This window comes from Achromobacter sp. CSND-B12 (assembly GCF_052906545.1).
The window spans coordinates 4,464,149-4,489,574 of record NZ_JBREGJ010000001.1 but is presented as its reverse complement, the minus strand read 5'-3'; the positions used below and the strand labels follow the sequence as shown (position 1 = coordinate 4,489,574).

Below are 25,426 nucleotides of genomic sequence, written 5' to 3'. Positions count from 1 at the left end.
GGAATATCGCGAAACGCGGCGCTAGAAAACCCTGGCTGGACGAAATACGGGCTTTTTATGCGACAACGGCCGGCACTGCCTGGTGCCAGCCGTTGTGCGTTTTGCTTTTCTTGAGTACTGCTACTTTTTTATGTACCGGTGCCGCCGGTAATTGCCCATGCAGGGCTTTGTCTCCTCACCTGCATGGGAAGAGATTCTGCACCAGATGCGGGAATGCCACACTAGGGGAATGCCCTAATTCGGCGCATTCATTTACATATTCCATGCACCACATCAGTGCATTTTGGCGTCTCTGTTCTAAATATTGGGATTTTTCCCGACCAAAACCGCTTTCCGGAAGGGGGCGGCGCACCCGGTTTTGAGCCAGCCTCAACAACGCCCGCGCCGCCGCCCGGATCCGGGCACCCGCGTCGCGCCATCTCGGCGCATCCGTGACCGGGATTATGGCAGCGCGTCTTTACGTTCCGTTTACACCCCCCCGCCAAAGCTATACCCCGTTTTTACCCCCCGCTCCGTAACCTGCCGGTGTCCTGATTGGTCACTACGCCCGCGCGGTCCGCATCCCCTTTGCCGCGCCGGTTCGTCGTTCGAAGGGAGCCTGGCTCCCGGGAGGAAAAACGTGGATGCCATCTATATCGCGATCTTCGCCGTCATGGCGGGGCTGACCTACGCCCTGCTCCGATTCTGCGAAGCCTTGTCCTCGGGAGAGCAATCATGAGCTGGCTCTACTGGCTGAGCGGCCTCACGGCCGCGCTGCTGTTCGTGTACCTGCTGGTCGCCCTGTTCAAACCGGAGAAGTTCTGATGACTGCCGAATTCGTCGGACTGCTGGTCGTGTACCTGGCGGTCCTGCTCGCGATCGCGCCCTTTCTCGGGCGCTACATCCGCATCGCCATGGAAAACGGGCAATCCCGGCTGACCGCCTGGGGCCGCCCGCTGGAACGCGGCATCTATCGGCTGGCGGGCATCGACCCGCAGGCCGAAATGGGCTGGAAGCGCTACGCGCTGGCGGTGCTGGCCTTCAACATCCTGGGCATCGTGGCGGTCTATGCGCTGCAACGCCTGCAGGGCCTGCTGCCGCTGAACCCGGCCGGCATGGGCGCCGTCTCGCCCGACTCATCGCTCAACACCGCCATCAGCTTCGTGGCCAACACCAACTGGCAAGGCTACGGTGGCGAATCGACCATGAGCTACCTGACGCAGATGCTGGCGCTGACGGTGCAGAACTTCGTCTCGGCCGCCACCGGCATCGCGGTGCTGTTCGCGCTGATCCGCGGACTGGCGCGCCACTGTTCGGCCACGCTGGGCAACTTCTGGGCCGACATGGTGCGCTGCACGCTGTACGTGCTGCTGCCGCTGTCGCTGGTGCTGGCCCTGGCGCTGGTGAGCCAGGGCGTGCTGCAGAACTTCAACGACTACCAGGAAGTGCAGACGGTCGAAGCCCTGCACTATGACCAGCCGCGCGTCGACGCCCAGGGCCAGCCGGTGCTGGACGCCAAGGGCCAGCCCGTGACCGACCCGGCAATCACCCGCACGCAGACGCTGGCCATGGGCCCGGTCGCCTCGCAGGAGGCAATCAAGATGCTGGGCACCAATGGCGGCGGCTTCTTCAACGCCAACTCGGCCCATCCGTTCGAGAACCCGACCGCGCTGTCGAACTTCCTGGAAATGCTGGCGATCCTGGTGATCCCGGCGGCGCTGTGCTTCAGCTTCGGTGAAATGGTGGGCAGCCGTCGCCAAGGCATCGCCATCCTCGCGGCCATGACGCTGCTGTTCGCCGTGTTCGCGCTGAGCGCCGCCTATTTCGAACAACAGCCCAACCCGATGGCCGCGCAGGCCGGGGCCGACAGCGCCATGAGCGTGCTTTCGCCGGGCGGCAACATGGAAGGCAAGGAAACCCGCTTCGGCATCGCCGCCACCTCGCTGTTCGCCACCGTCACCACGGCGGCGTCGTGCGGAGCGGTCAACGGCATGCACGATTCGCTCAACGCCATGGGCGGCCTGACGCCGATGCTGCTGATGCAATTGGGCGAGGTGGTCTACGGCGGGGTCGGCTCCGGCCTGTACGGCATGCTGGCCTTCGCCATCCTCGGCGTCTTCATCGCCGGACTGATGATCGGCCGCACGCCGGAGTACCTGGGCAAGAAGATCGAGGCCTACGACATGAAGATGGTCTCGATCGTGATCCTGGCGACGCCGCTGCTGGTGCTGGGCGGCACCGCGCTGGCGGTCTCGGTGACGGCCGGCCAGGCTGGCGTGCTGAACCCCGGCATCCACGGCTTCTCCGAGGTCCTGTACGCCCTGTCCTCGGCCGCCAACAACAACGGCAGCGCCTTCGCCGGCCTCTCGGCCAACACGCCCTTCTACAACGTGCTGCTGGGAATCGCGATGTGGTTCGGCCGCTTCGCCGTCATCGTTGCCGTGCTGGCGATGGCCGGCTCGCTGGGGGCCAAGCGCCGCCTGCCCGCCGGGCCCGGCAGCATGCCCACCACCGGCCCCCTCTTTGTCGTGCTGCTGATCGGCGCGGTACTGCTGGTGGGCGCCCTGACTTATGTGCCCGCGCTGGCCCTGGGCCCGGTCGCGGAACACCTGCAACCCTGAATGCAACAGGCTAGGAAAGAAAATGGCCAAGATTGATATGCCAACCCAAGGCGCCGGCGGCGGCGCCGCCCGCGCGCCCTCGGCCGCGCCGCACGAACGCACGTTCGGCATGTGGTCCGGCGCGCTGGTCGGCCCCGCCGTGGTCGACAGCCTGCGCAAGCTCTCGCCCGCGGCGCAGCTCAAGAACCCCGTGATGTTCGTGGTCTACGTGGGCAGCATCCTGACCACCATCCTGTGGATCATGGCGCTGCGCGGCCAGGCCGAGGCGCCGGCGGGCTTCATCCTCGCGATCACGGTATGGTTGTGGTTCACGGTCCTGTTCGCCAATTTCGCCGAAGCGCTGGCCGAAGGCCGCGGCAAGCAGCAGGCCGCCACGCTGCGCGGCCTGCGCACCACCATCGACGCGCGCCTGCTCAAGGGCTTTCGCGACGAAGACGCGGCCACCGCCGACCCGGCGCGCTGGCGCGACCGGGCCGTCAAGCAGGCGTCCGGCCTGCTGCGCCGCAATGACGTGGTGCTGGTGCAAGCCGGTGAGACCATTCCCGGCGACGGCCAGGTCATCGCCGGCGTGGCCTCGGTGGACGAAAGCGCCATCACCGGCGAATCGGCGCCCGTCATCCGCGAATCCGGCGGCGACTTCTCCTCGGTCACCGGCGGCACGCGAGTGCTGTCCGACTGGATCTTCGTGCGCATCGCCGCCGATCCGGGCGAGAGCTTCCTGGACCGCATGATCGCCATGGTAGAAGGCGCCAAGCGCCAGAAGACCCCCAACGAGCTGGCGCTGACGATCCTGTTGGTTGGCCTGACGGTGGTGTTCCTGCTGGTGGTCGCAACGCTGATGCCGTTCTCGATCTACTCGGTCTCGGCCGCGGGCGGCGGCAGCGCCGTCACGGTCACGGTGCTGGTGGCGCTGCTGGTCTGCCTGATCCCCACAACCATCGGCGGCCTGCTGTCGGCCATCGGCGTGGCGGGCATGAGCCGCATGATGGGCGCCAACGTCATCGCCACCTCGGGCCGCGCGGTCGAGGCCGCCGGCGACGTCGACGTGCTGCTGCTGGACAAGACCGGCACCATCACCTTCGGCAACCGCCAAGCCTCGACCTTCCTGCCCGCGCCCGGCGTGTCGCCGCGCGAACTGGCGGATGCGGCGCGCCTGGCCTCGCTGGCCGACGAAACGCCGGAAGGCCGCAGCATCGTGGCGCTGGCCGACAAGGCCATCCACGCCCCGGCCGTGCGCGCCCCGGACGCGGAATACGTGCCCTTCACCGCGCAGACCCGCATGAGCGGCGTCAACCTGAAGGATCGCGTCATCCGCAAGGGCGCGGTCGACGCGGTACGCGCCTGGCTGGCCGCGCAGGATGCCACCGTGCCCGAGCAGGTGCTGCGCCTGGCCGAGGACGTGGCGCGCCGCGGCAGCACGCCGCTGATGGTCAGCGACGGCAACCGCGCGCTGGGCGTGGTCGAACTGAAGGACATCGTCAAGCCCGACATCCAGTCGCGCTTCGCCGAGCTGCGCCGCATGGGCATCAAGACGGTCATGATCACCGGCGACAACAAGCTCACCGCCGCGTCCATCGCCGCCGAAGCGGGCGTCGACGACTTCCTGGCCGAAGCCACCCCGGAAGCCAAGCTCAAGCTGATCCGCGCCTACCAGGGCGAAGGCCGCCTGGTGGCGATGACCGGCGACGGCACCAACGACGCGCCGGCGCTGGCGCAGGCCGACGTCGCGGTGGCGATGAACTCGGGCACCCAGGCCGCCAAGGAAGCCGGCAACATGGTGGACCTGGACTCCAACCCCACCAAGCTCATCGAGATCGTCGAGATCGGCAAGCAGATGCTGATGACGCGCGGCGCACTCACCACCTTCAGCATCGCCAACGACGTGGCGAAATACTTCGCCATCATCCCGGCCGCCTTCGCCACGGTGTATCCGCAGCTGAACCTGCTGAACATCATGGGCCTGGCCACGCCGGCCTCGGCCATCCTGTCGGCCGTCATCTTCAACGCGCTCATCATCATCGTGCTGATCCCGCTGGCGCTCAAGGGCGTGCGCTATCGCCCGCTGGGCGCCTCGGTCCTGCTGCGCCGCAATCTCCTCATCTACGGACTGGGCGGCCTGCTGGTGCCGTTCGTCGGCATCAAGCTGATCGACATGGTGCTGGCCGCCCTGGGCTGGGTCTGACCCGCGCCCGCCATTACGAAGGAACCCGTCATGAAACAAGCTCTTCCCCTGCCGCGCCAAGGCGGCATCCTGCGCCCCGCGCTGGTGGTCTTCGCCGCCCTGTCCCTGGTGACCGGCCTGGCCTACCCGTTCCTGACCACCGGCATCGCCGCCGCCGTGTTTCCCCACGAGGCCTCCGGCTCGCTGATCCGCCAGGGCGACAAGGTGGTCGGCTCGGAATGGATCGGCCAATCGTTCAGCGCGCCGCAGTACTTCTGGGGCCGGCCCTCGGCCACTTCGCCGATGCCGTACAACGGCGCCAACTCCGGCGGCTCGAACCTGGGCCCGCGCAATCCGGCGCTGGCCGAAGCGATCCAGGCGCGGATCGCCGCCCTCAAGGCGGCCGATCCCGACAACCCCACGCCGGTGCCGGTGGACCTGGTCACCGCCTCGGGCAGCGGCCTGGACCCGCACATCAGTCCAGCCGCCGCGGCCTACCAGGCCGCGCGCGTGGCCCGTGCCCGCCACCTGCCGCGGGAAAAAGTCGACGCCCTGATAGCAGCCCATACCAGCAAGCCCTGGCTGGGCGTGCTGGGCGACCCGGTCGTCAACGTGCTCAAGCTGAATCTGGCGCTGGACCAACTGGCGCCGGCGCAATGACGCGCCGGCGTATAGTATTGCCAGCCGTTTCCCTCCTTCACCTGCGCGTTCATGGCTGACAATGCTGGCGAGCGTCCCGATCCGGACGCGCTCTTGAAAGACCTCGACGATGCCGCGCGCCAGGCGGTGCGCGGCAAGTTGCGGGTTTACTTCGGCTCGTCCGCCGGCGTCGGCAAGACCTACGCCATGCTGGTGGCCGCGCGCGCCCAGGCGGCGCAAGGCGCCCGCGTGCTGGCCGGCATCGTCGAAACGCATGGCCGGCGCGAAACCGCCGCCCTGCTCGAGGGCGTGGCGACCCTGCCGCTCAAGGACGTCGTCTATCGCGGCCACACGCTCAAGGAATTCGACCTGGACGGCGCGCTCGATGCCCATCCCGACCTGGTGCTGGTCGACGAGCTGGCCCATTCCAACGCGCCCGGCTCGCGCCACGCCAAGCGCTGGCAGGACATCCAGGAACTGCTGGCGGCCGGCATCGACGTCTGGACCACGCTCAATGTGCAGCACCTGGACAGCCTCAACGAGGCCGTCGGCAGCATCACCGGCGTGCGGGTCTGGGAGACCGTGCCCGACGAGGTCTTCGATGCCGCCGACGAAGTCATCCTGGTCGATCTTTCCGCCGACGAACTGCTGCGCCGCCTGAAGGAAGGCAAGGTCTACCTGCCCGAGCAGGCGCGCCACGCCACCCGCAATTTCTTCCGCAAGGGCAACCTGATCGCGCTGCGCGAACTGGCGCTGCGCCGCACCGCCGACCACGTCGACGACGACGTCCAGGCCTATCGCCGCGACCGCGCCATCGAACCCGTCTGGCGCACCCGCGAAGCGGTGGTGGCCTGCATCGGCTCCGATGCCGACGCCGACTACGTGATCCGCAGCGCCCATCGGCTCAGCCAGCAGCTGGAATGCGACCTGCACGTCGTCACCATCGACGCGCCGCGCGCCGCGCCGCCGCCGCAGGCCGAGCAGGAACGGCTGCAACGCAGCCTGGCGCTGGCCGATTCGCTCGGCGCGCGCTGCGAAACCCTGGCTGGCGGCGACATGGTCGACGCGGTGGTGCGCTACGTGCGCCGCCACAACATCACCAAGGCCATCATCGGCCGCACCCGCGCCAGCGGCCTGCAGCGCCTGCGCCTGTCGCTGTCGGCGCTGCTGACGGCGGCCATCAGCCCGGGCTGGCTGTGGCGCCGCCACAGTTTTGCCGACATGCTGGCCGCGGGCTGCCCCGAGATCGACATCATCCGCCTGGGCGCGCCGCCCTTGCCCGCCAGCAGCGCGCCCGGCCGCGATCCGCTGACGCTGGGCCGCCGCGGCCGCCAGGCGGCCGACGAACGAGGCCCGCTGGCGCTGGCCGGCTACGCCTGGGCGCTGTGCTATTGCGCGGTGGCCACCGCGCTGTCGGCGCTGGCCTTTCCGGCGCTGCACCAGACCAACATCGTCATGCTGTTCCTGCTGGCGGTGGTGGCGGTGGCGTTGCGCCATGGGCGCGGTCCGGCCGCCCTGGCCTCCATTGTCAGCGTGGGATTGTTCGATTTCTTCTTCGTGCAGCCGCTGGCCTCGTTCGCGGTCTCGGACGTGCAGTACCTGCTGACCTTCGGCGTGCTGCTGGCCGTGGGCCTGCTGATCGGCCAGCTCACCGCCGGCCTGCGGCTGCAGGCGCAGGCCTCGGTCAAGCGCGAGGCCGACGCGCGCAGCCTGTATGAATTCGCGCGCGAGCTTTCCTCGGCGCTGCTGCCCGAGCAGATCGTCGCGTCCGCCGGCGCCTTCGTGCACGCCACCTTCGGCTCGCGCTGCGCGCTCTACATCCTGGGACTGGACGATCGCCTCAAGCTGGCCTCGCCCGCCGCCGCGGACATGCCGCCGCTGGAATCGGCGCTGGCCCAGTGGGTCTACGACCACGGCCAGCCGGCCGGCGCCGGCACCGCCACGCTGTCCAACAGCGACCTGCTGTACCTGCCGCTGAAGGCGCCGATGCGTACCCGTGGCGTGCTGGCGTTGGCGGCGCCGCGCCGCAGCCTGTTCTCGCAGCCCGACTCGCGCCGCCAGATCGAGGCCTACGCCACGCTCATCGCCATCGCCCTGGAACGACTGCACTACGTGGAAGTGGCGCAGCAGGCGCTGGTCAGCATGGAATCCGAAAAGCTGCGCAACTCGCTGCTGGCGGCGGTCTCGCACGACCTGCGCACCCCGCTCACCAGCCTGGTCGGCATGACCGACACGCTGATGCGGCGCCAGGACGCGCTGCCGGCCGACATCCAGGACACCATCCGCGCCATGCGCGACCAGGCGCAGCGCATGCACGCGCTGGTCGCCAACCTGCTGGACATGGCGCGGCTGCAGAGCCGCGAGACGCCGCTGCGGCTGGAGTGGCAGTCGATCGAGGAACTGGTCGGCGCCTCGCTGGCCGCCATGCGCGAGCCGCTGGCATCGCATCGGATCTCGGTCGACAGCCTTTCCGGCCTGCCGCTGGTCGAATGCGACGGCGTGCTGATCGAGCGAGTGCTGTGCAACCTGCTGGAGAACGCCGCCAAGTACACCCCGGCCGGCAGCGCCATCCGCCTGCATGCCACGGCACAGGACGGCGAGCTGCGCGTCGCGGTGTGCGACAACGGCCCTGGCGTGGCCCCCGGCGCCGAACGCCGCATCTTCGAGAAATTCACCCGCGGCGAACGCGAATCCGCCACGCCCGGCGTCGGCCTCGGCCTGGCCGTGTGCGAAGCCATCGTCAGCGCCCACCACGGCCGCATCTGGGTCGAACACGCGCCGGGCCAGTCCAGCGGCGCGCAGTTCGTCTTTACCCTGCCGTTGGGCACGCCGCCCCCGATCCAACCTGAAATCGCCTGAGCCCATCGCATGTTCGACTTTCAGCCCACCGTCCTCATCATCGAGGACGACGCCAATATCCGCCGCTTCGTGCGTCAGGCCCTCGAGAGCGAAGGCTGTGCCGTGTACGAAGCCGACACTGTCAAGCGCGGCCTGATCGAGGCCGGCACGCGCCAACCCGACGCCGTGGTGCTGGACCTGGGCCTGCCGGATGAAGACGGCATGACCCTGATCCGCGAACTGCGCGGCTGGACCGAAGTGCCGGTGCTGGTGCTGTCGGCGCGCACCGCCGAGGCCGACAAGGTGGCGGCGCTGGACGCCGGCGCCGACGACTACCTCACCAAGCCATTCGGCGTCAGCGAACTGCTGGCGCGGCTGCGCGTGCTGCTGCGGCGCCATGCCCGCGGCGGCGCCGGCAGCGCCGCCGAGATCAGCTTCGGCGACGTGCGCGTCGACTTCGCCAGGCGCGTGGTCGAGCGCGGCGGCCAGCACGTGCACCTGACCGCGATGGAATACCGCCTGCTGGCCGCGCTGCTGGCCCATCGTGGCAAGGTCATGACCCACCGCGAACTGCTGCGCGAGGTCTGGGGGCCTTCGCATGTGGAAAGCAATCACTACCTGCGCATCTACATGGGCCACCTGCGGCAGAAACTCGAAGCGGATCCGGCCCAGCCGGTCTATCTGCTGACCGAAATCGGCGTGGGCTACCGCTTCGCCGGCTAGGCGCGGGCGCGCTGAACTGAACCTGGCAGCGCCGTGCCAGGCGCGTGCGCGCACTACACCCATCATCATTGATGCGCCTTTTACGCCGGCCACGTAAGTCTTGTCTCGCCGTTTACGCCGCTTCTCCTATCTTGGCGGTCCCGTCCAACACAGGAGAATCCCATGTCCCGCAACACCCTGGCCGCGCTTGCGCTGGTGGCCCTGGCCGCCCCTGCGCATGCCGCCGACAGCGCCGCCGCCGACGCCCCCGAGTACACGCTGACCGCCAACGTCACCCTGGCCAGCCAGTACCGCTACCGCGGCCTGATGCAGACCAACAACAAGCCCGCCATCCAGGGCGGCTTCGATTTCACCCATGCCAGCGGCCTGTACCTGGGCAACTGGAACTCCAGCGTCAGCTGGCTCAATGACGGCAACAGCGATGTGTCGGCGCCAGTGGAAATGGACTTCTACGGCGGCTACAAGGGCAACCTGGCGCCGGACGTGCCGTTCGACCTGGGCGTGCTGCAGTATTACTACCCGGGCGACTACCCCTCCGGCTACACCAGCCCCGACACCACCGAACTGTACGCCGGCGTGGGTTACGGCCCGGTCATGTTCAAGTATTCCGTCGCCATGACCAACCTGTTCGGCTTCGCCGACAGCAAGTACAGCCAGTACTTCGACCTGAGCGGCAACTTCGACACCGGTTTCTGGGGCCTGACGGTCAATGCCCACGTCGGCCGCCAGACGGTCCGCAACCTCACCGACGGCGCCTACACCGACTGGAAGCTGGGCCTGACCAAGGACTTGGGCCAGGGCCTGGCCATCTCGGTCGCCTATATCGACACCAATGCCGACCGCGCGGTCTACACCAATAGCCGCGGCCGCTACATGGGCCGCGCCACCGGCCTGCTGTCGCTGACCAAGACGTTCTGACGCGCCCGGGCGTTGACGCGCTTTTTACGCTACGCGCCCGCATTTATCGGCAGGTTTTACGGCCCGCTTTCTATAGTGGAATCGTCATCAACCAACCGGATACGCGCCAGCCCGCACGGCCGCCGCCCCGCCCGACACCATGATTCCCCGCCAAGAACGCAGCACGCGCGCCTCGTTTGATCACCCCGCCCCGGCCCATGCGCCGCGGCCCGCGGAGATGGTTGCCCTGACCGTCAGGATCGACACCCTGGACGCCCTGAAGGTACGGCTGGCGCTGCACCGCGAACTGGGCGAGCGCATCGGCGTCTACGTGCTGTCGGTGGATCATGCGCACGGCCAGAGCATCCTGCAGCTGCAATGCGACCGCGGCCAGGTCGATGCCCTGATGCACGCGGTGATGTGTGGCCTGCCCCAGGCCGAGTTCGGTCCGCTGCGCCCGGCCGCCGCGATCACGGTGCAGTGAGCCATGGATACCTCGGTCCAAGCCACGTTCCCCGGCATCTGGCTGCCGATGGTCACGCCGATGCGCGGCGGTTACGTCGATTGCGAGGCCGCCCAGGCCCTGGCGCGCTACTACCGCAATGCCGGCATTGCCGGCCTGGTGCTGTTCGGCTCCACCGGCGAAGGCAACCTGCTGTCCATCCCCGAAAAGATCGAGATGATCGAGGCCATCCGCCGCGATCCGCACGCCCTGCCGCTGGTGTTCGGCGCCGGCGGCGTCGACACGCGCGGCGTGGCCGCCGCCATCCGCCGCCTGGACAAGTACGCCCCCGCCGGCTACCTGGTGCCGCCGCCCTACTACCTGGGCCCGTCGCAGCAGGGCATCCTGTGGCACTACCGGCAGATCGCCTGGGCCACCGAACGCCCCATCATCCTCTACAACATTCCCAAGCGCGCTGGCGTCTCCATGACCGTCGAAACCATGGAATCGCTGGCGCTGCTACCCAATCTGCGCGCGGTCAAGGAATGCAATCCGGCCGCGCTGATGGCGTTGAACGCGCGCGGCCGTCTCGAGGCGCTGTGCGGCGAAGACCTGGCGCTGCCCGACCATTTTCTGGCCGGCGGGCGCGGCGCCATCCCCGCCGCCGCCCATCTGTTCCCCGAGCGCTTCGTCGAGGTCATGCAGCTGGCGCGCGACGGCCACGCCGAGGCCGCGCGCGAGCTGTTCGAGCCGCTGCGCGGCCTGGTCCGCCTGCTGTTCGCCGAACCCAACCCGGCGCCGATCAAACGGGCTTTGGCGCTGCAGGGCCTGATCGCCGACGAACTGCGCCTGCCCATGACCAGCGCCAGCCGCGAACTGACGCCACGCCTGCAACGCGCGATGAGCGTGGTGCAGGGGTCGCCTAATAGGCTGCAGACAGCTTGAACACCGCCACCGCGCGCGCCAGGTCGTCGGCCTGATCGTGCAGCGTGGCGGCGGACGCGGCGAACTCCTCGACCAGCGCCGCATTCTGCTGCGTCACGCTGTCCAGGTGCGTCACCGCCTGGTTGATCTGTTCGATGCCCACGCTCTGCTCGGCCGACGCGGTGGCGATCTCGCCCATCAACGGCGCGCTGGTCGCGGCCGATTGCAGCACGCTGCCCATGGTGGCGCTGGCCTGTTCCACCCGCTGGCTGCCGCGCGCGACCGAATCCGACGACGCCTCGATCAGGGTCTTGATCTCCTTGGCGGCGGTGGCCGAGCGTTGCGCCAGCGCCCGCACTTCGCCTGCCACCACCGCGAACCCGCGGCCCTGCTCGCCGGCGCGCGCGGCCTCCACGGCGGCATTGAGCGCCAGGATATTGGTCTGGAAAGCAATTTCGTCGATCAGGCGGATGATCTCGTCGATCCGCTGCGAGCTTTGCGAGATCTCGTGCATCGCGTCGATCGCGTGCTGGGTTTCTTCGCTGCCCTGGCGCGCCAGCTGCGCCGATTCGCCCGCCAGCGCGCTCACCTGCTGCACGTGATCGGCGCTCTGCCTGGCGGTCGCGGTGATCTGTTCGACGCTGGCCGCGGTCTGCTCCAGTGCCGCAGCCTGCTTCTCGGTGCGGTCGTGCAAATCCATGCTGCCCGCGGCGATCTGGCGCGATGCGGCCGCGATCGAACCAGTGGAATGGACGATGCTGCGCACCGCCACGTCCAGCCGCTCCTGCATCAGCGCCATGGCATCGAACAGCCGGCCGATTTCGCCACGATGATGGCGCGAGACGATGCTCGACAGATCGCCGTGCGCCACGCGTTCACAGACCGTCACCGCTTCATCGAGCGGACGAATGATGTGCGACCGAAAGAACCGCAGCGCCGCCGCCAGCAGCACCACCAGCAGCAACAGCGTCACGCCGCCCTGGCGCCACAGTGTGGCGCTGAACGCCGCGTCGACGTCGTCCACATAAAGGCCCGTGAACATCAGCCAGCCCCATTCCGGGTCATAAGCGGCATAGCTGATCTTGGGCAGCGACGCTTCCGACCCCGGCCGCGGGAAGCGGTATTCGACAAAACCACCGCCCGCCCTGCCCCGCTCGTGGAGATTCTCGAAGATCGGCAGGCCATCGCTGTCCTTGACCGCGCGCACATTGGTGCCCGCGAGCTTCGCATCCGGATGCACCAGCAACGCATAGCCGTCATCGAACACGCCGACGTAGCCGTCCGCGCCATAGCGCAGCTGCGCGAGGCGCTGCGCCACATTGCGCTTGGCCTGTTCGACGGACAGCCCCTCCTCGACGGCGCGTTGCTTGCCATTGCGCACGATACTGGCCGCCAGGTCGAGCACGTGGCGCAATTCGGTCTTGCGCTCGGCCAGCATCTCGGCGCGTCGTTCCCAGGCATCCCAGCCACCCAGGGCCAGCACCGCGACCCCGATCGCCAGCACGAACCACAGCAACTCCCTGCGCAAGCTAGAATTCTTCATAGGCCCTCTTTCCTGATGTCCTTCCGCGCCCGCAACCAAAGACAGCGAAATGTGACGATTTATATGTTGCGTCTGATCAGAATACGGGGGAGCAGCAGGGTTTTCACCAACGAGGCCGGCCCGGCTTGATCTACGTCAAGCCCGGCGGGCATTTGCCGCGCAACGCGCGCGCAAAAAAAAAGCAAGGCCATACAAGCCTTGCTTTTCATGCGGACAAGCCGCCCGCGCCGGCGGCCGTTGGCGGCTAGCGCCGCGCCGCCAGGCGCTGCTGCGCCAACCCGGTGCGGGCCGACGTCAGCGCGTACAGCACCACCACCGTCAGCGCGTAGATCGGCACGCTGCGCATGTTGCGGAACATCATTTCCGACAGGCTGAAAACGAAGTATCCCAGGCAGAACAGCAAGCCGATCTGCGAACCGACATGCACCACCGGGTCGTCGCTGGCGGAACGGCGCCAGAAGATCGCCGCGGGAATCAGGTACAGGGCCAGAATGCTCAACACTCCCAGCAAACCGTAACCAGCCAATGCACCTAACATGTCGTTGTGTGGCTCGCCGTAGCCAATCGAGACTTCTTGAGTCACTACGCCCTGATGTTCCAGCTTGGACAACTCGGCACGAAAATTGGGCACGCCCACCCCCACCAGCGGGCGCTCCTGGAACATCAACCAGGAAGCTTTCCAGAGTTGAATCCGTATACCCACCGACGTGTCGCGATCATGCTGTTCATACCGGTTAAGATCCGACACCACATTCTTCCAACGACTGTCCTTGGACTGCCACGAAATCGCCGCAACGGCTGTCATGAGCAACACCAGTCCAGCCAGAAACAGCAGCTTGGTACGCCGCGTCCAGCGACGCTTGGTCAGCAAATACACCACGCCGAAAACCACCAGCAATGCCCAGCTGCTGCGCGTCTGCGACACCCACACCGCGTAGATGCTGAGCGGCACCGCGGCAAGTTTCAACGCGGCCTCCAGGCGCGGCCAGCGAGAGAGCGTCCAAGGCAAGGTCAAGAGCGACGCCAAGCCGAAGAAAATGGTCAGATCGGCGAAACCCACCGCGTTGTAGCGCCCGCCAAAATCCGATACCGCACCCCGCCCCAGGCTCGGCGACAGGACGATGAAGATCAGCATCAACGAGCCAGCGACAGCGCCGAACAACAAGCTCCATTGCACATGCCGCAACCAGTTGCGCGGCACCCGCATCAACATCCAGCAAACCGGAATCGCCAGCGCAAAGCGCAGCAGTTTCTCGAACTCGGAGGAACTCCAAATGCCCAGGCTGACGTTGTTGATGAACATCACCAGCAGCGGGACACCCAGGGCAATCGCCATCGGGACCAGCTCTTTCAGCGCAAACGGCTCCCAGCGGCGCGACAGGTTGACCGCCATGGTCGCCAGGGCAATCAGGGCCGTCAGATAGATGATCACCGGTCCGCCTACGGCGCTGGTCAACGCCAGGGCGGGAATCAACAGCGTCAGGACCGCAACGCTGCGTAAAAGAAGAATGGGCATAGTTGTTCAGCCTGGCCTTTGCGGCGACCAGTCGGCGCTTCGAGGAAAAGTGGGTGCCAGCCCGCGGGCATCGGCGGGGGCCGGCAATGGCTGCCGTCCCGCGGGCCTATATTATTTACGGTCGAGCGACTTTCGAAGCCATGATGGATTTCTTGTAGTCTCGCGTCAGGCCTTCGAACGCCGCCATGACGCTGCCCGGCCGCAACCACTCGCGCCACAGGCGGTCGCGCCAGCGGCCTCCAGGGATATAGGCAGGGTAGGCGATGCGGGACATCGACCATCCCGGCCGCCACGCCTTGGTGCGCGTTGGGCGCCCGGTCAAGGTCAGCGTCGGCACGCCCACGCTGGACGCCAGGTGGCCGACACCGGATTCATTGCCGATGAACCAGCCGCATTCGTGGATGAATGCCGCCACGTCCACCAGGGCGGGGGACTGCTGGATGGCCAGGCCGGCCTCGGTCAGGCAGGCCCAGTCGGCACGCTCGTGGGGAGCCAGGATGAACACCGGTTCATAGCCCTGGCGCTGCAACCGCAGGCCCAGCTCGACGAAATGCCGCGGTGCCCAGCAACGATCCGGGCCGGTGGACGACGGATGCACCGCCACCCGCTTCTCGAAGATGCGGTGGCGTCCCGCCACCGGCGGGCGCAGCCCGATGTCGGTGTCCGCCAGCGCCAGCCCGAGCTGGTCGCGGCAATAATCCCGGATTTGGTTGAGCTTGACGAAGCCCCTGCCGGTAATCACCACATGGGCGTCGTAATAGAAATAGGACGGAGCAAAAGCATGCAGGGCATAGGGCCACCCGACATGCATCTGCGCGGCGCAATCGTAGTCCTTCAGCACGGCGGCGGCCTGTTCCTCGGGCAGCGAAGGCCGGATGTCCATCCCTGGAAACCAATCGCGCAAGCCATAGGCGTAATCGCCAAAAATGGTCACGTCGCGCCCATGCGCGATCAGGTTGTGCGCCATGGTCATCATGAGCAGCGTGTCGCCCAATCGGGGCGCCATCAGCAGCGCGACCCGCTTGGCGTCACGCAGGCCTCGGACACTCGCCGAAGCGTCATAGGGCGGCATATTGGGGGCTGGTTGTGCCATGTCGAAGGAATATCCGCGGACTGAAAAGGATTACCGTATTGGAAACGCGGGAATTATAACGGCGTAATAATCACAATTTGATGCTTTTTGTCTCAGTGCGACGCACAAATCCACACAAATTCTTGCTGCTCGATGGAAACGGGCGTGGAATCGGCGCATCGCGCCCCAAAAAAACCCGCAGGCCTCGCGGCATGCGGGTTTTTGGGGCGAAGCGCAGAGACGCTCCCGATCACATGTTGTCGATCATGACCTGGCCGAAGCCCGAGCAGGACACCTGGGTCGCGCCTTCGAGCAAGCGCGCGAAGTCGTAAGTGACCTTCTTTGAGAGGATCGATTTTTCCATGCTGGAGATGATCAGGTCGGCCGCCTCGGTCCAGCCCATGTGGCGCAACATCATTTCCGCCGACAGGATCTCCGAACCCGGGTTGACGTAGTCCTTGCCCGCGTACTTCGGCGCCGTGCCGTGCGTGGCCTCGAACATGGCGACCGAATCCGACAGGTTGGCGCCCGGGGCGATGCCGATGCCGCCCACCTGCGCGGCCAGCGCGTCGGAGATGTAGTCGCCGTTCAGGTTCAGCGTGGCGATCACGTCGTATTCGGCCGGACGCAGCAGGATCTGCTGCAGGAACGCGTCGGCGATGACGTCCTTGACGATGATCTCGCGGCCGGTCTTGGGATTCTTGAACTTGCACCACGGGCCGCCGTCGATCAACTGCGCGCCGAATTCCTTCTGCAGCAGCGCGTAGCCCCAGTCACGGAACCCGCCTTCCGTGAATTTCATGATGTTGCCCTTGTGTACCAGGGTCAGCGAGGTACGGTCATTGTCGATGACGTACTGCGCCGCCTTGCGCACCAGGCGCTCGGTGCCTTCGCGCGACACCGGCTTGATGCCGATGGACGAGGTGTTGGGAAAGCGGATCTTCTTGACGCCGAGCTTGGTCTGCAGGAACTGGATCAGTTCCTTGGCCTGCTCGCTTTCGGCCATGTATTCGATGCCGGCGTAGATGTCCTCCGAGTTCTCACGGAAGATCACCATGTTCGTCTTTTCCGGTTCACGCACCGGCGACGGCACACCCTTGAAATACGCCACCGGACGCAGGCAGACGTACAAATCCAGCTGTTGGCGCAGCGCCACGTTCAGCGAGCGGATGCCGCCGCCGACCGGGGTGGTCAGCGGGCCCTTGATCGACACCACGTAGTCCTTGACGACCTCCAGGGTCTCGTCGGGCAGCCAAACGTCCGGGCCGTAGACCTTGGTGGCCTTCTCGCCGGCATAGACCTCCATCCAGTGGATCTTGCGCTTGCCGCCGTAGGCCTTTTGCACGGCGGCGTCGACGACCTTGATCATCACGGGGGTGATGTCCGCGCCCGTGCCATCGCCCTCGATATAGGGCACGATGGGCTGATCGGGCACGTTCAGCGAGAAATCAGCGTTGACCGTGATCTTCTGGCCCCCAGCGGGCACCTTGATATGTTGGTAGGACATGAATGCTCCATTTGCTCCGAGTGGTTTTTCTGCACGCGCGCCCATCGGCCGGCGTGTGGTCCGCAGGGCCGCGCGGCCCCGGCGAAACGCGCACTGGATGGCGGATAGCAACCAATTCTATATCGCATTGGGGCCGGCGGGCGGGCGGCGGACCCGCGGGCGGTAAAATAAAGCCATCTATAGCCCGCATGGCATCCTTCTACCGATGTTCAACCCCTCCCGCGACCAAGTCCGCGAATTCTTCATCGAAACCTGGCGCAAGCACCGCGCCAACCAGGTCCTGACCCCGCTGGAGGCCATGGCCCTGGACTGGATCATCGAACATCCGGAATACCATCCCGACCTCGAAAGCCCGGACGCCATGACCGCCGAGTACGCGGTCGAAAAAGGCCGCACCAATCCGTTCCTGCACCTGTCGATGCACCTTGCCATCGCCGAGCAGCTGTCGATCGACCATCCTTCCGGCATCCGCAGCGCCTACCAGCGGCTGGTGGCGCGCACCGACGCGCACCAGGCCGCGCACGAGATCATGGAATGCCTGGGCCGGGTGGTCTGGGAAGCGCAGCGCCTGGGCACGCCGCTGGACAGCGATACCTACATCGACCTGATCCGCCAGCGCGCCGAACGCTGAACCGCCCGCCCAACGAAAAACCCTCGGCATGCCGAGGGTTTTTTCACTTGCGCCAGATCGAACGCGGCCTTATTTGCGCACGCCCAGGTCGCTGGGCAACGACGACAGCCAGGCGGCCACGTTGCTGATGTCCTGGTCCGACAACTGGGTGGCGAAGGCGCCCATGATGGGGTTCTTGCGCACATTGGCCGTGGCCGCGCTGCCCGAAGCGCCCCGCCGGTAGGCCTTCAGCGCATGCACCAGGTAGTCGGCATGCTGGCCGGCCAGCGTCGGATAGGCCGGGTCCACCGCCGTCTTGGCGTCGGCGCCGTGGCACGACGCACACTGGAATTTCTCGAAGACGGCCTTGCCGGCCACCAGGTCCTGGGCCTGGGCGGCAGCGCCCGAAATGGCCAACGTCGCGCCCGCGAGGGCAAGCATGGTACGGTTCATGTGATTGCCCCCGGTTATTTGAGATTCGAGTAGTACGCGGCCAGATCGGCGATGTCCTGGTCGGACAGGCTGCCGGCAATGGCGTCCATCGTGGGATGGCTGCGCGCGCCTTTCTTGTACTCATTGAGGGCGGTTTCGATGTATTTCGCGTTCTGCCCAGCGATCATCGGCACATGGTAAAGCTCGGGAAACGTTGCCTTGTAGCCTTCGATGCCGTGACAACCGATGCACATGGACACCTTGTCGCGGGCGTTCTGGACATTGCCGACCGGGGCTGCATCTGCGGCGCTTGCCTGGCCGGCGATCGCACAGGATGCCAGCGCGGCCAGCAGGGAAACCGAGTACTTCCGAGAGAATCGCAACTTCATTGGGATGGCTCTTCTTGGTATGGCTTGAGGACTAGGGCCTGCTCACACGGAAAGGCCCCCGGCAAACACGTTGCGGGTCGAACCCAACTGCAAAACCGCCTGATTGTACGATAATTGCTCAGGATTAATACCTGAAAATGGCCTTGATCCCCATCAACCCTGAGAAGTCCGCTGATCCATGTCCGCTGCCCAGACCGCTCCTTCCGCACCGCAAGCACGCTTCGATGGCACCGATCGCTACGTCGCCACCGATGACCTGAAGCTCGCCGTAAACGCCGCCCTGACACTGCAGCGCCCGCTGCTGATCAAGGGCGAACCCGGCACCGGCAAGACCATGCTGGCCGAGGAAGTGGCGCGCGCGCTGGACCGCCCCTTGCTGCAGTGGCACATCAAGTCCACCACCAAGGCGCATCAGGGTCTTTACGAATACGACGCAGTGTCGCGCCTGCGCGACTCGCAGCTCGGCGACGAAAAAGTCCGCGACATCCGCAACTACATCGTGCAGGGCACGCTGTGGCAGGCCTTCGAGGCCGAGCAGCCGGTGGTGGTGCTGATCGACGAGATCGACAAGGCCGACATCGAATTCCCCAACGACCTGCTGCGCGAACTGGACCGCATGGAGTTCCATGTGTACGAAACGCGCCAGACCATCGCCGCGCGCCACCGCCCGCTGGTCATCATCACCTCCAACAACGAGAAGGACCTGCCCGACGCCTTCCTGCGCCGCTGCTTCTTCCACTACATCCGCTTCCCCGACCGCGAGACCATGCGCGACATCGTCGCGGTGCACTTCCCCGAACTCAAGCAGGACGTACTGCGCGCGGCGCTCGACACCTTCTTCAGCCTGCGCGACGCGCCGGGCCTGAAGAAGAAGCCGTCGACCTCCGAGTTGCTGGACTGGCTGCGCCTGCTGCTGGCCGAGGACGTCAGCGCGGCGCAGATCGACGCGCACACCGCCACCGCGGTGCCGCTGATGGCTGGCGCCCTGCTCAAGAACGAACAGGACGTGCACCTGCTGGAACGGCTCGCCGCCATGACCCGCGGCGCCCAGCGCCGCTGACGTTCCAATCACGGCGGCCGCCATGCTGATCGACTTCTTCTACCACCTGCGGGCCCACAAGCTGCCGGTCTCGGTGCAGGAATACCTGACGCTGGTGGACGCCTTGCGCCAGGACGTGATGACGCCCACGCTGGACGACTTCTACTTCCTGGCGCGCACCGCGCTGGTCAAGGACGAAGCGCTCTACGACCGCTACGACAAGGCCTTCGGCGCCTACTACAAGGGCATCGAGGCCGCGCTGCCGGCGGGCAAGGACATCCCGCTGGACTGGCTCATCAAGCAGTTCGAGAAGAGCCTGACGCCGGAAGAGAAGGCCGCCATCGAGAAGCACGGCTGGGACAAGCTGATGGAGCTCTTCAAGGAACGCATGGAAGAGCAAAAGGAACGCCACGCCGGCGGCAGCAAATGGATCGGCACCGGCGGCACCTCGCCCTTCGGCAACGGCGGCTACCACCCCGAAGGCATCCGCGTCGGCGGCCAGTCGGCCGGCAACCGCAGCGCGGTCAAGGTCTGGGACATGCGCCAGTTCAAGGACTACGACGACCAGGTCGAGCTGGGCACGCGCAACTTCAAGGTCGCGCTGCGCCGCCTGCGGCGCTTCGCGCGCGAAGGCGCCGAACTCGAACTGGACCTTGACGACACCATCGCCAGCACCGCGCGCAATGCCGGCCACCTGGACCTGCGCATGGTCCCGGAGCGCCACAACACGGTCAAGGTGCTGATGCTGCTGGACGTCGGCGGCAGCATGGACGACCACATCGGCCGCGTCGAGGAACTGTTCTCCGCGGCCCGCAGCGAGTTCCGCAACCTCGAGGTCTACTACTTCCACAACTGCCCCTACGAGAGCCTGTGGCAGAGCAACCGCCGGCGCCAGAACGAACGCTTCGACACCTGGGACGTGCTGCGCAAGTACAACCCCGACTGGCGCCTGATCATCGTCGGCGACGCCACCATGAGCCCCTACGAGATCCTGCAGCCGGGCGGCTCGGTCGAGCACTACAACAAGGAACCCGGCGCGCAGTGGATGCGCCGGCTGCTGGACGCCTGGCCCAAGTCCGTGTGGCTCAACCCCGAGCCCACCGCGTCGTGGCAGTACCGCCAGTCGATCGCGCTGATGCGCGACATCATGCAGGACCGCATGTACCCCGTGACGGTCGCGGGCCTGGAACAGGCGATGCGAGTGCTGTCGAAGTGACGCGCCGCCGCGCCTGGCGGCGCCGTCCCCGTGGCTCGCTTCAGCCGTCCACCGGCTGCACCGGCGTATCCAGGGTCAACTGGTAGAAAGCCAGGTCGAGCCAGCGACCGAACTTGAAGCCGGCCTCGCGGATGGTGCCGGCATGCACGAATCCCAGCTTCTCATGCAGCTTGATGCTGCCCTGGTTGGCCGCGTCGATGCCGCCGATCATCAGATGCACCTGGTTGGCGCGGGCGCGTTCGATCAGCACGCGCATCAGCGCCTCGCCCAAGCCCCGCCCGCGAAAGCGGCCGTCGACATACACGGAATGCTCGACCGAGTACTTGTAGGCCGGCCAGGCGCGGAACGTGCCGTAGCTGGCGAACGCCATCAGCTCGCCCGCCGCGTTCTCGAATCCCACCACCGGGAAGCCGCCGGCGGCCTTGGCCTGGAACCAGCCCAGCATCGCCTCGCGCGGCCGCGGCTTGTAGTCGTACAGCGCGGTGGAAGTGGCGATGGCTTCGTTGAAGATGGCCAGGATCTGGTCCGCATGGCGCTCGTGCGTGCAATCGACCAGGATGGCGCCGCCCGGGGCGCCGTTGTCAGCGTGCGTAGTCATGGCGCGGATTGTAGCGAGCCGCCTTGCCGATGGGACAAAAAAAACCGGCGATGGCGCCGGTTCAGTGACGGTACTGCCGCTTCTGGCCACTCTCAGGCGGCGCGGCTCTCCACAGATCGGTGCGCGCCTTCGGCCATGCTGCGCATCCCGGGGCATTGGCGCCAGGACAGCTCGTCGGCGTCCATATCCAGGTCGAACAGGTCATTGGCCGCGGGCCACGGATGCTGGCGCGCCTCGGCGCCCTCCATCTCGAGCACATGCCCCGCAAAGCCTCGCGGCGAGCCTCCGCATTCGGCGAAATAGCGCTGCGTGCGCAGGTCCACCACATAGGTGGTCATGTCATGGGTCAGTATGGCCACGAATTGGCCGTCATCACTGGCATAAGCGTACTGAAACTGTCCTTTGATGCGGTCGCCGCTCATGGGGCTGCCGGTCAATTGGGACAAGGCACGCGTGACGATCTCGGTCAGCATGGGTCGTTCCTCCGAAAGATGCGCCGGCAGGATGCCGGCGGCGAAGGCGCGAACAGCAAGCACCGTCGTCGCCCGCTAGGCGGGGGCGCGATCCGGCATGGGGCAGGTCTGCGACCCGGCGGGGCGGCGGCTGGCGTTGGACGGGAAACCTGTAGACGGCTGTCGCGCGTCCCGTCGACAACAGCAACTACGTTCTGCAAAGCTTACACCCGCGCCCGTCCCGACCTCAAATCGGCCTGGCCACGCCAGCGTGTTGCGTTGCACCAGCCCCGGTTGCCAAGGCTTGCCGGCCCTTATCGCCCCCCCCATCAGTCCTTATGCGGCCGCGACCGGCTCCGCGCCTGTTCCTGCGTCACCATTTTTCCGCGCCCGCCAGGCCTCGCGCGCCAGCCGATACAACACATGCGTCTTCAAGGGATGACCGTCCGGCACCGCCGGATGCGCGAAGCGCGCTGCTTCCTCGCGCATGCCCAGGCGCCGCATCACCGCGCGTGACGGCTCGTTCTCCGGAACCGTGAACGCCACGATCTCGGAAAGACCGACCTGCTCGAATCCCACCCGCAGCGCGGCCTGCGCGGCTTCGCTGGCATAGCCCCTGCCCCAATAGGGCGCGGCCAGGCGCCAGCCGATTTCCACGCCAGGCGCGAACGGCAGCGTCGGCGCCAGCGCCTTGATCCCGACGAATCCGATGAACGGCGCGACGCCCGGCGCTTCGACGGCCCAGAATCCCCAACCGTATTCGTCGATGCCCGCGGCCAACCGATCGGCCAACGCGTCGCTTTGCGCCGCGCTCATCGGCAGAAGGTAGCGGGTCACGCGCGCATCCGTATTCATGGCGGCGAACGGCTTGCGGTCGGCAGCCAGCCACTGTCGGAGCACCAGCCGGGGAGTCTCGATTTCAAGGGATAGCGACATGCGCGGTTTTCCAGACAGAATGACGGAGCGGCGTGCGAGGGCCCAAGGCCCTGAACCATTCACACCGTATACACTCCAACGGATTCTGCCATGCCAAAGGAATAGTCCGCCATGCGCCTGTCCATATCGAAGCTGCCGCGCCCCCTGGGCGCGCTGCTGTTTTCATCCTTCCTGGCCTTCCAGGCCGGAGCCGCCAGCCTGCCGGCCGGCGTCACGGAGACCGCCTCGATTGAAGGCATCACCGAGTACCGCCTCAGCAACGGCCTGCGCGTCCTGCTGGTTCCCGACGAATCCAAGCCCTCGACCACGGTCAACATGACCTACCTGGTCGGCTCACGCAACGAGAACTACGGCCAGACCGGCATGGCCCACCTGCTCGAACACATGCTGTTCAAGGGCACGTCCACCACCCGCAACGCCATGGGCGAATTCTCGCGCCGCGGCCTGCAGGCCAACGGTTCGACCTCCAGCGACCGCACCAACTATTTCGCCAGCTTCGCCGCCAACCCCGACACCCTCAAGTGGTACCTCGGCTGGCAGGCCGACGCCATGGTCAATTCCCTGATCGCCAAGGAAGACCTCGATTCCGAAATGACCGTGGTGCGCAACGAGATGGAAAGCGGCGAGAACAGCCCTTTCCGCATCCTCATGCAGAAGATGCAGGCGGCCGCCTTCCAGTGGCACAGCTACGGCAAGAACACCATCGGCGCCCGCTCCGACGTCGAGAACGTCGACATCGGCCAGCTGCGCGCCTTCTATCACCAGTACTACCAGCCCGACAACGCGGTGCTGATCGTGGCCGGCAAGTTCGATCCGCAGGCCACGCTGGCCGACATCGAATCCACGCTGGGCAAGCTGCCCAAGCCGGACCGCCAGCTGCCACCTGAATACACCGTCGAACCGGCCCAGGATGGCGAGCGCGCCGTCACCCTGCGCCGTACCGGCGGCACGCCGCTGGTCGCGGCGATGTACCACATCCCGGCCGCCGGCAGCGCCGACTTCGTGCCGTTCGACCTCGCCACCACCATCCTGGCCGATACGCCGTCCGGCCGCCTCTACCACGCGCTGGTGCCGACCAAGCTGGCTTCGGGCGTGTTCGGCTTCACCATGGAAAACCTGGATCCGGGCCTGGCAATGTTCGCCGCTCAACTGACCCCGGGCAAGAGCCAGGACGCGGCCATGAAGGCGCTCACCAGCACGCTCGAGACGCTGGGCAAGAAACCCTTCACCCAACAGGAACTCGACCGCGCGCGCAGCAAATGGCTGACCTCGTGGGAGCAGACCTACAGCGATCCCGAACAAGTCGGCGTAGCGCTGTCCGAAGCCATCGCCGCCGGCGACTGGCGCCTGTTCTTCCTGCAGCGTGACCGCGCCCGCAAGGCCACGCTGGCCGAGGTGCAGCAGGCGGCCACCACCTACCTGGTGCAAAGCAATCGCATCGAAGGCCGCTACATCCCGACCGACAAGCCGCTGCGCGCGCCGCAGACGCAACGGGTCGACCTGACCGCGGTGTTCAAGGACTACAAGGGCGACCCCGACTTCAAGGCGGCATCCGCGTTCGATCCCACTCCGCAAAACATCGACCGCCTGACCCAGCGCAAGACGCTGGACCTGCCCAACGGTCCGGTGCAGCTGGCGTTGCTGCCCAAGGCTACCCGCGGCAACCGCGTGCAGGCGCAGATGCTGATCCAGTTCGGCAACGAAAAAGACCTGCTCGGCCAGCGCGTGAACTCCAGCGCCGTGGCCGACCTGCTGGCCCGCGGCACGGCCAAGCTGTCGCGCCAGGACATCCAGGACCGCCTCGACAAACTGCAGGCCGAGCTGGGCTTCAGCGGCGGCGGCACCACGCTCAGGATCGCCATGTCGACCAAGCGTGAAAACCTGCCCGAACTGACCCGCCTCGCCCTGGACATCGTGCGCAACGCCAACTTCCCCAAGGAACAGCTCGAGGAATACCAGCGCCAGCTCGAAACCTCGATCCAGAACGCCATGACCGAGCCGCAGGCCCTGGCCGGACGTGCCCTGGCCCGCCAGGACAATCCGTGGCCCGCCAACGACCTGCGCTACGTGCCGACGTTCGAGGAATCCCTGGCCGGCGTGCGCGCACTGAACCGTGACGCACTGGTCAAGTTCCACGCCAAGTTCTACGGCGCCGGCAAGATCGAATATTCGGCCGTCGGCGACTTCGAGCCCGAAGCCGTCGAGAAGGCCGTCAAGGATGGCCTGGCGGGCTGGAAACGCGCCCCCGCCTACACCCGTGTCGGCAATCCGTACCGCGACATCCCGGCCAAGCAGTTCGACATCGAGACTCCGGACAAGGCCAATGCGTTCTATATCTCGCGCATGCCCCTGAAGCTGCAGGACAGCGACGCCGACTACCCGGCGCTGTACCTGGCCAACTACCTGTTCGGCGCTTCGGAGACCTCGCGCCTGTGGAACCGTGTGCGCGAGACCGAAGGCCTGTCCTACAACGTGCGCAGCTCGCTGTCGGTGTCCTCGTTCGAACCCAGCGCCAGCTGGACCATGTACGCCATCTACGCGCCGCAGAACCGCGAGCGCCTGGAAAAAGCCATCGGCGAGGAACTGGCCCGTGTGCTCAAGGACGGCTTCACCGACAAGGAAATCTCCGAAGGCATCACCGCCCTGCTGAACTACCGCAACCTGGCCCGCGCCCAGGACGATGTGCTGGCCGGCACCTGGCTCGACTACCTGCAACGCGGCCGCACCTTCGAATGGTCGGCCGAAATGGACAGGAAGATCACCGCCCTCACCCCTGACGTGGTCAACGCGGCGTTGCGCAAGTACCTGCGCCCGGACGGCTTCAGCACCGCCGTCGCCGGCGACTTCAAGAAAAAGGCGCCCTGACGCCACGCCTTCCGTCATCCCACGCCC

At 66.5% G+C, this 25,426-nt stretch carries 22 protein-coding genes; 13 read left to right on the top strand and 9 right to left on the bottom strand.

Annotated features, from left to right (window positions below):
• The first annotated feature begins 714 nt into the window (after positions 1–714).
• The 9 genes from kdpF (at position 715) to ACUTAG_RS21180 (ending at position 11,245) form a co-directional block, all read left to right on the top strand.
• Positions 715–804 (top strand): K(+)-transporting ATPase subunit F, encoded by a 90-nt coding sequence (gene kdpF / locus ACUTAG_RS21220; protein ID WP_035183859.1) that lies wholly within the window; start codon positions 715–717, stop codon positions 802–804.
• Positions 804–2,600 (top strand): potassium-transporting ATPase subunit KdpA, encoded by a 1,797-nt coding sequence (gene kdpA / locus ACUTAG_RS21215; RefSeq protein ID WP_020924891.1) that lies wholly within the window; start codon positions 804–806, stop codon positions 2,598–2,600. Before kdpF ends, kdpA begins: the two co-directional genes overlap by 1 nt.
• Before the next feature lie 22 nt (positions 2,601–2,622).
• Positions 2,623–4,782 carry a potassium-transporting ATPase subunit KdpB gene (kdpB, locus tag ACUTAG_RS21210; protein ID WP_047992532.1) on the top strand — a complete coding sequence of 720 codons (2,160 nt, stop codon included), beginning with the start codon at positions 2,623–2,625 and terminating at the stop codon, positions 4,780–4,782.
• Between the two features lie 30 nt (positions 4,783–4,812).
• The gene (kdpC, locus tag ACUTAG_RS21205; RefSeq protein ID WP_054447101.1) at positions 4,813–5,421 is read left to right on the top strand and encodes a potassium-transporting ATPase subunit KdpC; all 609 of its coding nucleotides are present in this window, start codon (positions 4,813–4,815) and stop codon (positions 5,419–5,421) included.
• 51 nt (positions 5,422–5,472) lie between these two features.
• Positions 5,473–8,259, top strand: coding sequence for a sensor histidine kinase (locus ACUTAG_RS21200; protein ID WP_058665135.1), 2,787 nt, complete (start codon positions 5,473–5,475; stop codon positions 8,257–8,259).
• Positions 8,260–8,268: 9 nt separating this feature from the next.
• Positions 8,269–8,961 (top strand): two-component system response regulator KdpE, encoded by a 693-nt coding sequence (kdpE, locus tag ACUTAG_RS21195; protein ID WP_020924895.1) that lies wholly within the window; start codon positions 8,269–8,271, stop codon positions 8,959–8,961.
• A gap of 162 nt (positions 8,962–9,123) precedes the next feature.
• On the top strand, positions 9,124–9,879 hold the full coding sequence (locus ACUTAG_RS21190; RefSeq protein ID WP_020924896.1) for a TorF family putative porin: 756 nt from the start codon (positions 9,124–9,126) through the stop codon (positions 9,877–9,879).
• 217 nt (positions 9,880–10,096) lie between these two features.
• Complete coding sequence (locus ACUTAG_RS21185) at positions 10,097–10,342, top strand: hypothetical protein (RefSeq protein WP_024067991.1); 246 nt, start codon at positions 10,097–10,099, stop codon at positions 10,340–10,342.
• Positions 10,343–10,345: 3 nt separating this feature from the next.
• Positions 10,346–11,245, top strand: a complete 900-nt coding sequence (locus ACUTAG_RS21180) for a 4-hydroxy-tetrahydrodipicolinate synthase family protein (RefSeq protein ID WP_054447103.1) — start codon at positions 10,346–10,348, stop codon at positions 11,243–11,245.
• Here ACUTAG_RS21180 and ACUTAG_RS21175 read toward each other — a convergent pair.
• The 4 genes from ACUTAG_RS21175 to icd form a co-directional block, all read right to left on the bottom strand.
• Positions 11,223–12,767 carry a methyl-accepting chemotaxis protein gene (locus ACUTAG_RS21175; RefSeq protein WP_148316329.1) on the bottom strand — a complete coding sequence of 515 codons (1,545 nt, stop codon included), beginning with the start codon at positions 12,765–12,767 and terminating at the stop codon, positions 11,223–11,225. The genes ACUTAG_RS21180 and ACUTAG_RS21175 overlap by 23 nt on opposite strands.
• A gap of 244 nt (positions 12,768–13,011) precedes the next feature.
• Entirely contained in the window at positions 13,012–14,283 is a 1,272-nt protein-coding gene (locus ACUTAG_RS21170) for an O-antigen ligase family protein (RefSeq protein ID WP_148316327.1), read from the bottom strand.
• A 115-nt stretch (positions 14,284–14,398) separates the two neighbouring features.
• Positions 14,399–15,376 carry a glycosyltransferase family 9 protein gene (locus tag ACUTAG_RS21165; RefSeq protein ID WP_058665137.1) on the bottom strand — a complete coding sequence of 326 codons (978 nt, stop codon included), beginning with the start codon at positions 15,374–15,376 and terminating at the stop codon, positions 14,399–14,401.
• Positions 15,377–15,605: 229 nt separating this feature from the next.
• Positions 15,606–16,862 carry an NADP-dependent isocitrate dehydrogenase gene (gene icd, locus ACUTAG_RS21160; RefSeq protein WP_006389058.1) on the bottom strand — a complete coding sequence of 419 codons (1,257 nt, stop codon included), beginning with the start codon at positions 16,860–16,862 and terminating at the stop codon, positions 15,606–15,608.
• 205 nt (positions 16,863–17,067) lie between these two features.
• Between icd and ACUTAG_RS21155 the strand changes: the two genes are divergently transcribed.
• A complete protein-coding gene (locus ACUTAG_RS21155) occupies positions 17,068–17,493 on the top strand; it encodes a DUF1841 family protein (protein WP_148316325.1) in 426 nt (141 codons plus the stop codon).
• 69 nt (positions 17,494–17,562) lie between these two features.
• Here ACUTAG_RS21155 and ACUTAG_RS21150 read toward each other — a convergent pair whose 3' ends face one another.
• Positions 17,563–17,925, bottom strand: a complete 363-nt coding sequence (locus ACUTAG_RS21150) for a c-type cytochrome (protein WP_026382324.1) — start codon at positions 17,923–17,925, stop codon at positions 17,563–17,565.
• 14 nt (positions 17,926–17,939) lie between these two features.
• Positions 17,940–18,293: a c-type cytochrome gene (locus ACUTAG_RS21145; protein ID WP_006389055.1), complete on the bottom strand. Its 354-nt coding sequence runs from the start codon at positions 18,291–18,293 to the stop codon at positions 17,940–17,942.
• 178 nt (positions 18,294–18,471) lie between these two features.
• Between ACUTAG_RS21145 and ACUTAG_RS21140 the strand changes: the two genes are divergently transcribed.
• Together ACUTAG_RS21140 and ACUTAG_RS21135 are read left to right on the top strand one after the other, a co-directional pair.
• On the top strand, positions 18,472–19,353 hold the full coding sequence (locus ACUTAG_RS21140; RefSeq protein ID WP_006389054.1) for an AAA family ATPase: 882 nt from the start codon (positions 18,472–18,474) through the stop codon (positions 19,351–19,353).
• A gap of 22 nt (positions 19,354–19,375) precedes the next feature.
• Complete coding sequence (locus ACUTAG_RS21135; protein ID WP_020924903.1) at positions 19,376–20,548, top strand: vWA domain-containing protein; 1,173 nt, start codon at positions 19,376–19,378, stop codon at positions 20,546–20,548.
• A 40-nt stretch (positions 20,549–20,588) separates the two neighbouring features.
• Here ACUTAG_RS21135 and ACUTAG_RS21130 read toward each other — a convergent pair whose 3' ends face one another.
• The 3 genes from ACUTAG_RS21130 to ACUTAG_RS21120 form a co-directional block, all read right to left on the bottom strand.
• Positions 20,589–21,146 carry a GNAT family N-acetyltransferase gene (locus tag ACUTAG_RS21130; protein WP_053497028.1) on the bottom strand — a complete coding sequence of 186 codons (558 nt, stop codon included), beginning with the start codon at positions 21,144–21,146 and terminating at the stop codon, positions 20,589–20,591.
• Between the two features lie 92 nt (positions 21,147–21,238).
• On the bottom strand, positions 21,239–21,619 hold the full coding sequence (locus ACUTAG_RS21125) for a hypothetical protein (RefSeq protein ID WP_006389051.1): 381 nt from the start codon (positions 21,617–21,619) through the stop codon (positions 21,239–21,241).
• Positions 21,620–21,934: 315 nt separating this feature from the next.
• A complete protein-coding gene (locus tag ACUTAG_RS21120; RefSeq protein ID WP_006389050.1) occupies positions 21,935–22,534 on the bottom strand; it encodes a GNAT family N-acetyltransferase in 600 nt (199 codons plus the stop codon).
• Between the two features lie 111 nt (positions 22,535–22,645).
• On the opposite strand from ACUTAG_RS21120, the gene ACUTAG_RS21115 reads away from it, so the two are divergent.
• Positions 22,646–25,399 (top strand): M16 family metallopeptidase, encoded by a 2,754-nt coding sequence (locus tag ACUTAG_RS21115; protein ID WP_446650312.1) that lies wholly within the window; start codon positions 22,646–22,648, stop codon positions 25,397–25,399.
• Positions 25,400–25,426: the final 27 nt, after the last annotated feature.